Origin of the sequence: Streptomyces sp. NPDC021115, from assembly GCF_044333065.1 — a bacterium.
Classification (GTDB): Bacteria; Actinomycetota; Actinomycetes; order Streptomycetales; family Streptomycetaceae; genus Streptomyces.
Genome location: NZ_JBIRQF010000001.1, coordinates 808,484 through 822,170 on the forward strand (window position 1 = coordinate 808,484; position 13,687 = coordinate 822,170).

Here is a 13,687-nt window from a genome sequence, read left to right on the forward strand (position 1 = left end):
GGATGTGGGGGGGGATCCCGGGGCGGGCGGGGGTTCGAGACCCCGCCCGCCCCGGGCGTATCAGCGGGTGCTCAGCCGAGGACGGCGAGCGCGTCGATCTCGACGAGGAGCCCGGCGGGGAGGCCGACGTAGATCGTCGTACGGGCCGCCGGGGCCTCCTTGAGGTCGGCGAAGAACTCGTTGTAGATCTCGTTGAACTCGGCGAAGTGGCCGGTGTCGGTGAGGTAGACGCGGATCATCACCACGTCCTCCCAGCTCGCCCCGCCCTCTTCCAGCACGGACTGCACGTTGCGCAGCGTCTGGAGGGTCTGCTCGCGCAGGGTGGGCCCGACCGGGGCGGGAGCCTGGCCGGGGACCGCGGGGCCGAAGCCGACCTGACCGGCGACCTGGAGGATGTTCCCCTTCTTCACGCCGTGCGAGAACTTGGCGGGCGGCGTGGTGTGGGTCGCCGGGGTGATCGCGGTCTTCTGGAGCTTGTCGGTCATGAGGAGGAATCCTCGGCTCTCTTCTCGGGTGCTGCTTGCGGTGTTGCTTCGGATGGTTCTTCGGGGCCGCCGGCCGGGCGGGCCGGGGCGCCGCCCGAGTACTCCCGGCTGATGTCCTCCGCGGTGCTGCGCACCATCGGCAGCAGGGTGAGGAGTTCGTCCGCGGTGACGACGACGTTCGGCGCCGACACCGAGCACGCGGCGACGACCCGGCCGTCCGCTCCCCGGATGGGTGCCCCGACGCAGTTGATCGACTCCTCGTGGCCGCCGAGGTCGGTGGCCCAGCCCTGCTCCCGTACGGTCTCCAGCTCCCTCAGGAACGCCGTGGCGTTGGGCGTGGAGCGGGCCGTGTACGCCGGGTACGGGAGCCGTTCGGCCAGCGCCCGCCGCTCGGGCTCGGGCAGGTCCGCCAGCAGCAGCTTGGCGACGGCGGCGACCGTGATGGCGACGGGCTTGCCGATGCGCGAGTACATCCGTACCGGGTAGCGGCTCTCCACCTTGTCGATGTAAAGGACCTCGTTCTCCTCGTACACCGCGAGGTGCACGGTGTGTCCGCACCGCTCGTTGAGCGCGGCCAGGTGGGGGTGGGCGATCTCCCGTACGTCCAGGTTCTCCACCGCCTCCTGCGCGAGCGCGAACAGGCGGGCACCGAGCCGGTAGCGCTGGTCCCGCTGGCGGTAGACCATTCCGTGCTCGTGCAGCGTGCGCAGCAGCCGCAGCGCGGTCGACTTGTGCACGCCGAGCCGCGAGGCGACCTGCTCCAGATTGGCGGGTCCCTCCGCCAGCAGGGGCAGGATGCTCAGCGCTCGGTCGACGGTCTGGCTCATGGGTCGGTTACCTCCACCACCGCGGTATCGGACCCCGATTCCGCCGGGTTTGCCCAGCCGGGGCCGAATCGCAGTGTGCCCCACTCGGCGGCGTCCAGGGTCACCAGCCGGTCCGCGTACGCGCGGGAGGGCGGGGTGCCGAGGTCGCCGGGGACGGTGAGGACGGCGGCCGCCATGAGGTGGCCGTGGCGCAGCCGCTGTGCGACGGGCAGGCCGCGCAGGGTGCCGGAGAGGAAGCCCGCGGCGAAGGCGTCGCCCGCGCCGACCGGCGCCACGACGTCCACGCGGAGGGCGGGCGCGAAGGTGACGGTGTCCGTTCCGTCCGCTTCGCGGGCGTACGCGGTGGCCCCGGCGGCGCCCTGCTTGACCACCAGCACGTCCGGCTCGGGCAGCGCCTCGCGGATCGCGGCCGCGCCGCCGCGGATGCCCCAGGCGGCCTCCGCCTCGTCCTCGCCGACGAAGACCAGGTCGCAGCCGCGGGCGAGGCCGAGCAGCAGGCCCGGCCCCTGGCCCGGGGGCCGCTCCGGGTCCTCCCACAGCGAGACGCGGTAGTTGAGGTCGAAGGAGACCAGCGGGCGGCCGGGGGCCCGGGTGGTCAGCTCGCGCATCAGGGCGAGGCAGTCGGCGGAGAGGGCCGGGGTGATGCCGGTGAGGTGGAGTATCCGGCCCGACCAGGTCTGTTCGTACGGCATGAGCGCCGGGGACATGGCCGCGGCGGCCGATCCCGCGCGGTAGTAGACGACCTCGGCGAGCGGCTGCCCGTCATCCTGGCCCTCCTCCGGCGGCCCCGACTCGACGGCCCGCTCGCCCGCCGTCCGGAAGTAGATCCCGGTGGGGCGGCGCGGATCGCGCTGGACGCACGACACGTCCACCCCGGTCGCGGCGATCTCCGTCAGCAGGTGGTCGCCGAAACCGTCCGTACCGACCCGGCTGATCCAGCGCACGCTGTGCCCCGCGCCCGCCAGCCCGCACGCCACGTTGGACTCGGCGCCGCCGATCCCGCGCGCGAAGGCGGGCACCTCCGCGAGCCGTCCCGGCCGGGACGGCACGAAGGTGACCATCGACTCGCCGAGGCACACGACGTCGACACTCGGGGCTGGACGCACGATCGGTCTCGCTCCTTGCGGGTGGGGGTGGGGCACGCACACCGTTGACCCGGTGCTTGGCGGGATGTTAAACAGCGCTAAGCGTTATACGCAATGAACGTTGCAGAGAATGCAACCAGAATTTCTATGGAGGCTCCTCCATGGCCACCGACCACCGTGATCAGGCCGTCGCCCGGCTCGCCCAGGAGCGTGTCGACCACCGCTTCAAGGGGCTGCCGCCGGACGCCGACGGCCGTACGGTCGGCGAGCTGGCCGCCGAGCGGCGCTCCCTGTTCACCGGCGGCTTCACCACCCCCTTGCTCGCGCTGTCGGCCGAGGCCCTGGAGCACAACCTGCTCGCCATGGAGCGCTATTCCGCCACCCACGGCCTGGCCTTCGCCCCGCACGGCAAGACCTCCATGGCCCCGCAGCTCTTCGAGCGCCAGCTCGCCCACGGCGCCTGGGGCATCACCGCCGCCGTCCCCTCCCATGTGCGGATCTACCGGACCTTCGGCATCCAGCGGATCTTCCTCGCCAACGAGGTCGTGGACGCCGCCGGCCTGCACTGGCTCGCCGCCGAGCTCGACGCCGACCCCGACTTCCGCTTCGTCTGTTACGTCGACTCGGTGCGCGGCGTCGAGCTGATGGACGCCGCCCTGCGCGAGGCCGGGGCGCGGCGGCCCGTCGACGTCGTGGTCGAGCTGGGCGCGGGCGAGGGCGCGCGCACCGGGGTCCGCGACGAGGCCGAGTGCGCCGCGGTCGCCGACGCGGTGGCCGCCACCGGGACGCTGCGGCTCGTCGGCGTCGCGGGCTACGAGGGCGAGGTGCGACAGGCCGACGGCGAACGAGTACGGGCCTGGCTGCGCCGCCTCACCACGCTCGCCGCCGACTTCGACGCCGCGGGCCGCTTCGACGGCGTGGACGAGGTGGTCGTCAGCGCGGGCGGCAGCGCGTGGTTCGACGCGGTCGCCGACGTCTTCGCCGAGCTGCCCGCGCTCTCCCGGCCCGTGCTGAAGCTGCTGCGCTCGGGCGCGTACGTCTCCCACGACGACGGCCACTACCGGCACATCACCCCGTTCAACCGCGTCCCGGAGGAGGGCGACCTCCAGCCCGCCTTCCGACTGTGGGCCCAGGTCGTCTCCCGCCCCGAACCCGGCCAGGCATTCCTCAACGCGGGCAAGCGGGACGCCGCGTACGACCTCCACCTGCCCGAACCCCAGCTCGTCCGCTCCGCCCGCGACGGCTCCGTCCGCCCCGCCCACGGCCTCGTCGTCACCTCCCTCTCCGACCAGCACGCCTGGGTCACGGTCGCGGAGGGCGCGGAGCTGGAGGTCGGCGACTGGGTGGCTCTCGGCCTCTCCCACCCCTGCACCATCTTCGACAAGTGGCAGATGATCCCGCTGGCGGAGGCGGACGGAACGGTCACGGACTACATCCGCACGTTCTTCTAGCCCACCCACCCGCCCTTCCCGGGGCTGCGCCCCGGAACCCCGCCTCGGTGGGGCGGCGTCCCGCCTTCCGGCGCCCGGCGGCCCGGCCCCGGGCCGCCGCGACGGTCGGTCGCCGGGCCAGGGGCCTGGGGAACCCGCAGGGTTCCCCAGGAACCAAGGGCGGGTGGGCGGGGAACGGACAGTGCGCCGCACCGGCGCGACCGGCAGCACCCACTGTGAGAGAGGCAAGGGGCCCCATGGACCTCGTCATCCGCGACGCGCGCGTCATCGACGGCACCGGCGGTGCCGCCTACCGGGCCGACGTGGCCGTGGACGGCGGCCGCATCGCCGCCGTCGTCCGCGAGGGCGGCGGCGCGCGGCCGACCGCGCGCCGCGTCGTGGATGCCGACGGCCTCGCCCTCTCCCCCGGCTTCATCGACATGCACGCGCACAGCGACCTCGCGCTGCTCCGCGACCCCGACCACTCGGCGAAGGCCGCCCAGGGCGTCACGCTTGAGGTCATCGGCCAGGACGGCCTGTCGTACGCCCCCGTCGACGACCGCACGCTCGCCCAGATCCGTACCGCCATCACCGGCTGGAACGGTGACGGCTCCGACATCGACTTCACCTGGCGCACCGTCGGCGAGTACCTGGACCGGCTAGACCACGGCTTCGACGGCCGGGGCATCGCCGTCAACGCCGCGTACCTCATCCCGCAGGGCACCGTCCGCATGCTCGCCCTCGGCTGGGAGGACCGCGACGCGACGCCCGCCGAGGTCGCCCACATGAAGCAACTGGTGGCCGAGGGCCTGGCGGAAGGCGCCGTCGGCCTGTCCTCCGGGCTCACCTACACCCCCGGCATGTACGCCACCGACTCCGAACTCACCGAGCTGTGCCGGGTCGTGGCGGCCTACGACGGCTACTACTGCCCGCACCACCGCTCGTACGGGGCGGGCGCCCTGCGCGCGTACGAGGAGATGGTGGCCCTCACCCGCGAGGCGGGCTGCGCCCTCCACCTCGCCCACGCCACCATGAACTTCGGCGTCAACAAGGGCCGCGCCCCCGAACTCCTCGCCCTGCTCGACACCGCGCTCGCCGACGGCGCCGACATCACCCTCGACACCTACCCCTACCTCCCCGGCTGCACCACCCTCGCCGCGATGCTGCCCAGCTGGGCCGCCGAGGGCGGCCCCGAGGCGATCCTCGCGCGGCTGCGCGACGACGCGACGGCCGAGCGCATCCGGCACGTCGTGGAGGTGGAGGGGGCGGACGGCTGCCACGGCGTGCCGATCGACTGGGACGCGATCGAGATCTCCGGCGTGAACGCCCCCTCCCTCACCGGATACATCGGCAAGACGGTCGCCGCGAGCGCCCGCGAACGCGGCGATGCCCCCTGGACCACCGCCCGCCGCCTGCTCCTGGACGACCGGCTCGGGCCCACGATCCTCCAGCACGTGGGCCACGAGGAGAACGTCCGGGCGATCATGCGGCACCCCGTCCACACGGGCGGCAGCGACGGCATCCTGCACGGCGCGAAGCCCCACCCCCGGGCGTACGGCACCTTCCCCCAGTACCTGGGCCGCTACGTCCGCGAACTGGGCGTCCTGTCCCTGGAGGAGTGCGTCGCCCACCTCACCGGCCGCCCCGCGTCCCGCCTCCGTCTCCCCGACCGGGGCCGGATCCACGAGGGCTACCGCGCCGACCTCGTCCTCTTCGACCCGGACACGGTCGCGGCGGGCTCCACCTTCGAGACCCCCCGCACGCTGCCGGTGGGCATCCCCCACGTCCTCATCGACGGCCGCTTCGTCATCGAGGACGGCCGCCGCACGGACACCCTGGCGGGGCGTGCGGTACGCCGCGTCAGCCCCCGCAGTCATTGACGCTTGCCGAGAACTCGATCCGGCAGCTCGTCGTGATCGCCCGACTGGGTGAGTGACCGTCACGTCGCGTTTTGCTCAGGGGCGTTGGCTTCCGGAACTATGGCCGCATGGCCTCCATGAAACAGTTCGACCCCGCGTCCGGGACCCGCGATTTCCTTGCCGCCGAGTACGAGAGGCGCGAGCGCGCTTTCGCGACCATCCGGACGGTGTTTGCCCGGTACGGCTTCCAGCCGCTCCAGACGCCCGCGTTCGAGCGGCTGGACGTCCTCACCGGGAAGTACGGGGACGAGGGGGACAAGCTGATCTTCAAGATCCTCCGGCGCGGCGAGCACGAGGCCACCGGCGAGGCCGACCTAGCACTCCGCTACGACCTGACCGTTCCGCTCGCCCGTGCCGCAGCGGCATACGGCAGCCAGCTCCCGTCGCCATACAAGCGGTACGCCATCGCCCCCGTATGGCGAGCCGACCGGCCCGGCAAGGGGCGCTTCCGCGAGTTCGTCCAGTGCGACCTGGACATCGTGGGCTCCTCCTCGCCCCTGTCGGACGCCGAGGTCGTTCTCGCACTGCACGATGCCCTGGAAGCACTCGGAGTCCCCGAGTTCCGCTTCCTGGTGAACTCCCGCCACGCGCTGTTCGGCCTGCTGGAGGCGTACGGCGTTCCGGACGACCTTGGCTCCGGTGCTCTGATCACGCTCGACAAGCTCGACAAGCTCGCGCCGGAGGCGGTCGTGACCGAGCTGGTGTCCGGCCGTGGCCTCTCGCAGGAGGTAGCGCAAGGCTTGGTCGATGACCTCACCGCACCGAACGCGGTCGAACGCGTCAGGGATCAGTTGAAGTCCAGTGACACCGGCCAGGCCGGACTGGCCGAGGTAGACCGGCTGCTGGACCTTACCAAGGACACGATCCCTGCCGAGCGCATCGGCTTCACGCCAAACCTCGTACGCGGACTCGACTACTACACCGGGATCATCTTCGAGGTAGCCGCCCCCGGCATGCCCGGATCGATCGCTTCCGGAGGCCGGTACGACGGGCTGATCGGCCGACTCGGCGGAAAGGACTCCCCCGCGTGCGGCGGCTCACTGGGCATTGAACGCATCCTGCCCCTGCTCTCGCAGGAGGACGACGCCGCCTATTCGCAGATCGACGTGGCCGTCACCGTCATGGGCGAGGAGCAGTCCGCCGACAGCTTCCGCCTGGCGGCCGATATTCGCCGCGCGGGAATCCGCACAGGTATCTATCTCGGATCCAGTGGGAAGTTCGCCAAGCAGATGAAGTGGGCCAGTGATCAAGGAGCCCGCTTCTGCCTGATCTACGGGGCGGCCGAACGCGAAGCCGGAACGGTCACCCTTCGGGACATGGACAGCGGCGAACAGGTTCAGGTCCCACTCGATCACGCCACCGCAGAACTCTCACGGCGGTGCGCTCCATCCAGTTGAGGCGCAGCGGACCCGTTCCGCTGCCGACTTGCTCCAAGGAGGAAGCGGATGGGAACGCAAGGCGATCGGATCTTCCAGACCACTGCCGAGCGAGGGTTCCCGGACCCCTGGCTCAGCTTCGGGGACTCCCTGTGCGACGAGGCAGCCCTCAGCACCGAACTGACCCGAGCCATCACCAAGGCACGCAAGGAGCCTGCGGACGGGACACGCGCAGCGGTCATGCGCGTCTTCCAGGCGAAGGAAGCGAACCTCCAGCGGTGCGCGGGCATCCTGGACCAGGTCCTCAGCGACTATGACGCCTCCGGGATGTGGCAGGTCCTGGACGAGCGAGCCAAGAAGCTGGACGTCCAGGACGTACTGGAGACATGGGGCCGGACTCAGGCCCTCCACCCGTTCCCCGTCGTGCTCCGCAGCCTTGAGTTCAACTGGGGCTATATGAAGGAGCACGGCGTCCGGGCGTTCTACGACATGACGCGGGGATACGTCTCGCGGCTCCAGGAGAACACCCAGCGGTGGCACGAGGCGTGGCTCCACGAGGTCACCACCGGTGTGGTGGACCGCATCACGTCCATCGAGTGCGACCTCGCCAGCATCGAGGCGCCGATGCACTGCGACGTATGCAAGAAGACGATCACGGCGCTGCTGTACCTCGCCAAGTAATCGCTCAAGGCACGGTGAGCCCCCAGTCCGCCGACAACCAACTTCACCCCTACCCGTCCGGCGCGACGGGCAGGGGCACCGGCTACATTGGTTGTCCTGAAATTCAGCAGCGCCATGCACCATCAAGCCGATGTGCTTCGCGGAAACTTCCATCGCCCACTCGGCGGGACACTTCTTCCCATTCACGGATAACTTTCCGTTTACCCTCCGGGATGGCTGGCCAATCGGATCGGGTGACAAGTCTGCCCGTGTACACGGGCTCCCAAGAGACGGCATAAAAGGGGCCGATCGCAGGGAGTAGAGTTGCGAGGGAATGAAGCGTGCGACGGTGATACCACTTACCGATGGCCGTAATCCTTAATCCGGATTCCAGAGCTTCACGCAAGTACGGAAGAGCGAATTCTACGTTCTGCCACGTGTTAACAGATCGATCCTCACAACGGATGGCGGCACCGGGAACGCCGCACTCAAGGAGGAGCCTGCGGATTTCACGGCCCTCCACAATGCCGTTGTGGCGGTTGACACCGCCAGTCGCAATAATGAGCGGAGCCAGACCATGATGATATCGTTCGGCTGCGACCTCAATAGGCTTAGCCTGATTGGTTCCGAAGACGAAATGAGCAGTCGGCAACTCCTTCGGCGGCGGCGCCTCGATGTCCACGAATTTCGTGATTTCACCAATCTGACCGAGGTCCAGATCTTCGCTGTTCATTCGCGCCCCCTTGAAGTGTTTTGCCAGTCAGTCGCCGTGAATCATGAGGTGACTGGAGACCTCTCGAAAACGAGAAAGGTATTCGGCAGCCTGTCGAGCGTCAGCAAAATCTCGCTGGAGGACCTGGTTGAATTTCCCGGCAATAACCACGGTCGGCCATGCGGGCCGGTCGTCCGCGAGGGCAGCGTGCGCAGCTGAAACAGCCTCATCAAGGTGCCCGCTTCCGGCCTGAGCAAGGGCCAGAACAAGGAGAGCGCGAGCATACCCGGAAGGAAGTTCACCGCGCGGGCGCACACCAGGGTAGTGCGTTTCAATTACCCGATTCGTGGACGCCACAGCTTCCCGGAAGCGCCCCAGCAACATCAGGGAGGTTGCCGTGTATGGCGGATCTTCCGCCGGAGGGATCGAGAACACTCCGGCCGCCTTTGCGTCGGAGGGAATGTTCTTCATTGCTTTCGTGGCATACCGCCAGGATTTTTCCATCCCTTCAGCATCGCCGACCATTCCGGCTGTCCGCATCTCTTGTGCAGCGAGCTTGGCGTGAACAGCGGTACCCATCAAGGTGACCGCCTGGCCCTGCGAAGCAAGCACCATCGACTGATGCGGTCGCCCTTGATAGAAAGCAATCATGGACCTGGTCCACATGGACCAGCCCGCGAGATCCGGTTCCCCTACTTCTTTGCTTCGGCGCTCAGCGTCAGCACACCAGAGATGAGCCGATGCATGAGCCCCCATGTCGCACGCCGCGATGCCGAGCAAGCAGGACAGCCACCCAGCGGCCAGGTTTATGTCCCTACGCTGCCACATGGCCCCGCCAACTTCGAGAAACCTGTTTGCGTACGACCTGACCATCAAAATTTCGTCGTAGATTTCCGATGGCGGCATAGCAGAAATCGAATGGGCATAGTGGTGGACAAGTTCGCCGAGACCGTCCGCGACAATGCCAGGGCTATCGCCACCCACCACGTCAAGAGCCTGAACGACGCGTCGGCCCCGGTCCAACTGCGCAGCGGACAACGGACCTACCGCCAGCGCAGCGGCACTCGCGGAGACGAAAGCGCGGCGGTCCACAGATACCACCTCCCCACGCCCTGATGTTCCTGGAGCAAACGCGTTCTCGACGCTATTGCCGTCGTCACCGGCCTTGCCAATATTCTCCGGCGAACCCTCCCACGCCCTTCTCGGCAGGCCCAGCATCTCGCCCGGGATTCCGAACCCATCGGCCACACGTTCGATGACCTCTTGCCCTCGGATGCCACGAACGCCTCGGATGATGTCGCTCACGCGGGAACTGGTCATTTTCCCGATGGCCGCCGCCATGGCGGCGTGGCTTGCCCCGGTGCGCCGGTTGACGAGGCGGAAGATCTCTCGGAAGTCCCGGGTGGCGCATGCGCGCCGCATGGCCTCGCTCTGCAACAGCACGTCAGGAATCGTCAGTGGATAGTCGCTGCGTCGTGTCTCGCGTTTGTCCATGGGCCACCTAGCAGGGACGGCAGGGATCTCTTCTCAGAGTATCCCCGGCCCCGGAACGGGGTTCCCCAAATCAACCAGCGGGGTTCCCCGTTCGTGGTTCCGCCGCAGGCCCTCAGGCTCGAAGCTCTTGAAGCGGCATTCCCGTGCCGAGCAAGACCCCCGCGACCGCTGCACACGGCCCGGGGGCATGGCCAACGCTGAAGAGGAGCGTCAACATGCGGAAGAGTACCGCCCGAACGGTACTGCGGAGACTGCGCGAACTGATCACCTCCCGTCCGGGCCGACATAGCGCGGCGTATCTCGCCACCCGTCCCGTCCTCGTGGCACCTTCGAGGTCTCCCCTCCCCTCGGCCCGCCGACCGCAGCCTTTCTGGTGCGGCGATACGCCGACTCTTCACCTCCCGCGCGTCCCGGCCGAACAGCGTGTGCCGATCCTCTGGGATACGGACCCAGCGCCTCCGTACATCCCCCCATTCCGCCTTGGTGGCCACGGTGTGTGGTCCAACGCGGTCGGGGAGGTAGCGCGGTGACCGCGACAAACGGCCTACGGCTGCTGCCGTGGTCAAGCCCCGAAGGCAAGCCGTGCTTCCTGTCAACGGACGGCGGCAGCAGCCGCTTGAGCCGCAGGGCGGATGAGGTCGAGGAGTTACAGCTGTCCATGGGCGCCGAACTCCTCGGTCACGCCCACGCGCTGCTGAATGAACGGAAGGCCAACGTCCGGGAAGTCCGCTTCCTCGCGGAACGGCTGTGCGAAGCGCTGCGCGACGCATTGCGCGTCGCGGAGAGCCGGGGTGAACGCTTGCCCGCCCACGATGACGATGGCGATGCCGACCAGCCCCTTGCGCCGGGCGGGGTCCGCTCCTGACTCCCGCCTCGGCTGCCCATCAGGCGGGTCCGAAATCCAAACCCTCTGGAGCCCACATGCGTTCCCTGCCACTGCGTCCACAATTCGCATGGTTGGAAATCACCGGTTTCTGCAACTTGAACTGCCGTCACTGCTACGCCGATTCCTCGCCGCAAGGTGACCACGGAGACATGACTGACGCGGACTGGATCCGCGTCATCGATCAGCTGGACGCCATGGGCGTACGGGACGTGCAGTTCATCGGTGGCGAGCCGACCCTTCACCCGGGCCTGCCCGCGTTCATCCGCCATGCGCACGACTACGACATGCGCATCGAGGTCTTCAGCAACATGACCCACATCAGGCCGGAAGTGTGGGAAGTCCTCACACTGCCCGGTGTCCGCCTCGCGTTCAGCTACTACAGCGACAACGCGACCGACCACGACGAAGTGACCGAGGTGCGTGGCTCCCACGCGCACACCCGGGCCAACGTCGAGAAGGCGCGGGAACTCGGAATCAAGGTGCGCGGAAGTGTGATCCACGTGCTTGAGGGACAGCGCGAGGCGAACGCGCATCACGAGCTTCTGCAACTCGGAATCCGGGACATTCGAACGGACACCATCCGACCGTTTGGACGAGGTGCGGAGGGCGCTTGCCCAAGGCTCGAACGGCTCTGCGGACAGTGTGGGCGCGGAAAGTTCGCGGTACTGCCCGATGGACAGGTTACGCCGTGCGTTTTCTCGCGCTGGATGAGCCTGGGGAACGTACATGACATGAGTCTCCAGGAGATCTACCAAGGCGAAGCGATGCAGGAGGCGCGTGCCGAACTGGAGAGGGTGTTCCCGCACACTGCCGTGAGATCGACGCCGGTGTGCAATCCGGACTGCAATCCGGCTTTCGATACATGCTCGCCTCAACTGGCCTGCGCCCCGGATGCGGAATGCGGCCCCACGAGCAGCGGGGACGGCGTCGCTCGTAGCGGCGTGATCCCCCGTATGTCCCCGCGTCGTTCCGTCCGGTACGCGAATCCTGCTGTGTCCGGCACCGACTGTTAACCGCACGAGCGGGGGAACATGTGGGTTCCGGGCGCAGAGACGAGGTCTGGGTGAGTAGCGTGGCGGTGCTGGACTTCAACGGATGGAGTAGCGCCGTGCACGATGCCTCTGTGATCTCGCTCTACCTCGCCCGTCGCGACGCCTTCGCCGAGTTCCTGAACGCTGTCGACGCTGAATCCCAGGTCGCTTGGCACCGCAGCGATGGGCGGTTCAAAACGGCGAACGGGAAGCCTGATGAGGCGGCGGCGGTGAGTGCCATAGACGCGGCGTACCTCGCCAGTCGCGCTACGTTCAACGTCATCGACCTGATGGGGGTCGGCCCGGTCAAGGAAGCCCGCACCCTGGTGGAGCGTGCCTCGGCGCTGCACAAGGATGGCGGCGCCGATCCGAACTGGTACGACTTCAAGAAGGCCCGCGAGGAGTTCCTGACTGCCGCTACCGACTATCTCAAGGGCATGCTGGGCGAGAAGTGAGTACGCGCTGGGGCAGGTTTGGGCTTTCAGGGTGTAGCGCCGCGTCGGCGCCGTACGCTCATCGGCTCCGCGCCACGAGCGGACATCTGAGAGAGGACCTGACGGCAGTGATCGAGACGGAACGTCTTCGGCTGCGCCCGCTCACCGACGCCGACACCGACTGGTGGGTGCGCCTCCACGCGGACGACGACGTCAACCGGTTCGTCGGCAGCTACAACCACGAGCAGGCGGCAGCGCGCCTGGGGGCCATCCAGCAGCAGTGGGCCCAGCGCGGACACGGGCTGTGCGCGGTCGAGCTGAGGAACACCGGTGAGGCCATCGGGCGCAGCGGACTCAACTGGTGGGAGGAGTTCGGCGAAACCGAGATCGGCTGGACCTTCGCCCGTGCGCACTGGGGCAGGGGTTACGCCATGGAGGCGGCTCGGGCCGTTCTCGGGTGGGGCTTCGGCACCCTGGGGCTCAAGCAGATCACGGCCATGATCCACCACGGCAACGACGCCTCGGTGGCCGTCGCCCGCCGTCTCGGGTTCGCCCCGCTCCGCGAGGACACCGTCCTCGGGCGTCCCTGCACCGTCTACGCCCTGGCCCGGGACGACTTCACCGCCTCCTCACGGCCATAGGGGCCCGCCGCCCTGGCTTCCCGGGTAGGCACTCACACGGTGCGTCCGGGAGCGTTAGCCGGGCGTTAGCGATACGGCGGCGGTTCGACAGCGGGGGCCGACAGTCTTGTTGTCACGAGCCCGAACCACCGCTTCGAAAGATACGGGGACGCCATGTCGCACCTTTCCACCCTCCGTGCCCGCAAGGCCGCAGCCGCCGTGGCGATCGCCGTTGCCGCGCTGGGACTCACGGCCTGCCAGGGCAATGAGAAGGACGCCTCGTCCTCCTCGCAGGACCGCACCTCGGCGAGCGCCACCCAGACGCCCGGTTCCTCGGACAAGGCCGATGGCGCCAAAGCCTCGAAGGGCGTCCCGAACAAGGCCGACGTGAAGTGCACCGACCAGATCAACTACGCGGGCGACCCCCGGGACAACGCCACCATCAACAGCATCGGCTCCGACACCGGCACCTGCCCGCCCGTCCAGAGCGAGAAGTCCGAGGGCACCCCCAACATCGACGGCGTCAAGTGCACCGACCAGATCAACTACGGCGAGGACTCCCGCGACAACGCCACCATCAACAGCATCGGCTCCGACACCGGCACCTGCCCGCCCGTCCAGGGCGACCAGACCGAGGGCACCCCCAACATCGACGGCGTCAAGTGCACCGACCAGATCAACTACGGCGAGGACTCCCGCGACAACGCCACCATCAACAGCATCGGCTC

14 protein-coding genes are annotated in these 13,687 nt (G+C 68.5%); 9 read left to right on the top strand and 5 right to left on the bottom strand.

Annotation, left to right across the window (positions count from 1 at the left end):
* Positions 1 to 71: 71 nt before the first annotated feature.
* Genes ACH4TL_RS03670 through ACH4TL_RS03680 form a run of 3 tightly spaced genes read right to left on the bottom strand, consistent with a single transcriptional unit; the run spans position 72 to position 2,418 of the window.
* A complete protein-coding gene (locus tag ACH4TL_RS03670) occupies positions 72 to 485 on the bottom strand; it encodes a RidA family protein (RefSeq protein ID WP_398312738.1) in 414 nt (137 codons plus the stop codon).
* On the bottom strand, positions 482 to 1,312 hold the full coding sequence (locus ACH4TL_RS03675; RefSeq protein WP_398312735.1) for an IclR family transcriptional regulator: 831 nt from the start codon (positions 1,310 to 1,312) through the stop codon (positions 482 to 484). Before ACH4TL_RS03675 ends, ACH4TL_RS03670 begins: the two co-directional genes overlap by 4 nt.
* Complete coding sequence (locus ACH4TL_RS03680; RefSeq protein ID WP_398312732.1) at positions 1,309 to 2,418, bottom strand: sugar kinase; 1,110 nt, start codon at positions 2,416 to 2,418, stop codon at positions 1,309 to 1,311. The genes ACH4TL_RS03675 and ACH4TL_RS03680 overlap by 4 nt, the downstream gene beginning before the upstream one ends.
* A gap of 140 nt (positions 2,419 to 2,558) precedes the next feature.
* Here ACH4TL_RS03680 and ACH4TL_RS03685 point away from each other — a divergent pair, with 140 nt between their 5' ends.
* The 4 genes from ACH4TL_RS03685 to ACH4TL_RS03700 all read left to right on the top strand — a co-directional run bounded on the left by ACH4TL_RS03685 (position 2,559) and on the right by ACH4TL_RS03700 (position 7,803).
* Positions 2,559 to 3,848, top strand: a complete 1,290-nt coding sequence (locus ACH4TL_RS03685) for an amino acid deaminase (RefSeq protein WP_398312729.1) — start codon at positions 2,559 to 2,561, stop codon at positions 3,846 to 3,848.
* A 236-nt stretch (positions 3,849 to 4,084) separates the two neighbouring features.
* Positions 4,085 to 5,707, top strand: coding sequence for an amidohydrolase family protein (locus ACH4TL_RS03690; RefSeq protein ID WP_398312726.1), 1,623 nt, complete (start codon positions 4,085 to 4,087; stop codon positions 5,705 to 5,707).
* A gap of 107 nt (positions 5,708 to 5,814) precedes the next feature.
* Entirely contained in the window at positions 5,815 to 7,143 is a 1,329-nt protein-coding gene (gene hisS, locus ACH4TL_RS03695) for a histidine--tRNA ligase (protein ID WP_398312723.1), read from the top strand.
* Positions 7,144 to 7,191: 48 nt separating this feature from the next.
* Positions 7,192 to 7,803, top strand: a complete 612-nt coding sequence (locus ACH4TL_RS03700) for a hypothetical protein (RefSeq protein WP_398312720.1) — start codon at positions 7,192 to 7,194, stop codon at positions 7,801 to 7,803.
* Positions 7,804 to 7,906: 103 nt separating this feature from the next.
* Here the strand turns inward: ACH4TL_RS03700 and ACH4TL_RS03705 are convergent, their stop codons facing one another.
* A complete protein-coding gene (locus tag ACH4TL_RS03705) occupies positions 7,907 to 8,515 on the bottom strand; it encodes a YdcF family protein (protein WP_398312717.1) in 609 nt (202 codons plus the stop codon).
* 27 nt (positions 8,516 to 8,542) lie between these two features.
* A complete protein-coding gene (locus tag ACH4TL_RS03710; RefSeq protein WP_398312714.1) occupies positions 8,543 to 9,988 on the bottom strand; it encodes a transcriptional regulator in 1,446 nt (481 codons plus the stop codon).
* Between the two features lie 526 nt (positions 9,989 to 10,514).
* Here ACH4TL_RS03710 and ACH4TL_RS03715 point away from each other — a divergent pair.
* The 5 genes from ACH4TL_RS03715 to ACH4TL_RS03735 form a co-directional block, all read left to right on the top strand.
* On the top strand, positions 10,515 to 10,853 hold the full coding sequence (locus ACH4TL_RS03715; protein WP_398312711.1) for a hypothetical protein: 339 nt from the start codon (positions 10,515 to 10,517) through the stop codon (positions 10,851 to 10,853).
* 56 nt (positions 10,854 to 10,909) lie between these two features.
* The gene (locus tag ACH4TL_RS03720; protein ID WP_398312708.1) at positions 10,910 to 11,887 is read left to right on the top strand and encodes a radical SAM/SPASM domain-containing protein; all 978 of its coding nucleotides are present in this window, start codon (positions 10,910 to 10,912) and stop codon (positions 11,885 to 11,887) included.
* Between the two features lie 59 nt (positions 11,888 to 11,946).
* A complete protein-coding gene (locus ACH4TL_RS03725) occupies positions 11,947 to 12,360 on the top strand; it encodes a hypothetical protein (RefSeq protein WP_398312706.1) in 414 nt (137 codons plus the stop codon).
* 107 nt (positions 12,361 to 12,467) lie between these two features.
* The gene (locus tag ACH4TL_RS03730) at positions 12,468 to 12,980 is read left to right on the top strand and encodes a GNAT family N-acetyltransferase (protein WP_398312703.1); all 513 of its coding nucleotides are present in this window, start codon (positions 12,468 to 12,470) and stop codon (positions 12,978 to 12,980) included.
* Positions 12,981 to 13,133: 153 nt separating this feature from the next.
* Positions 13,134 to 13,687: hypothetical protein (locus ACH4TL_RS03735; RefSeq protein WP_398425141.1), on the top strand; the 554-nt coding region annotated here is incomplete at its 3' end.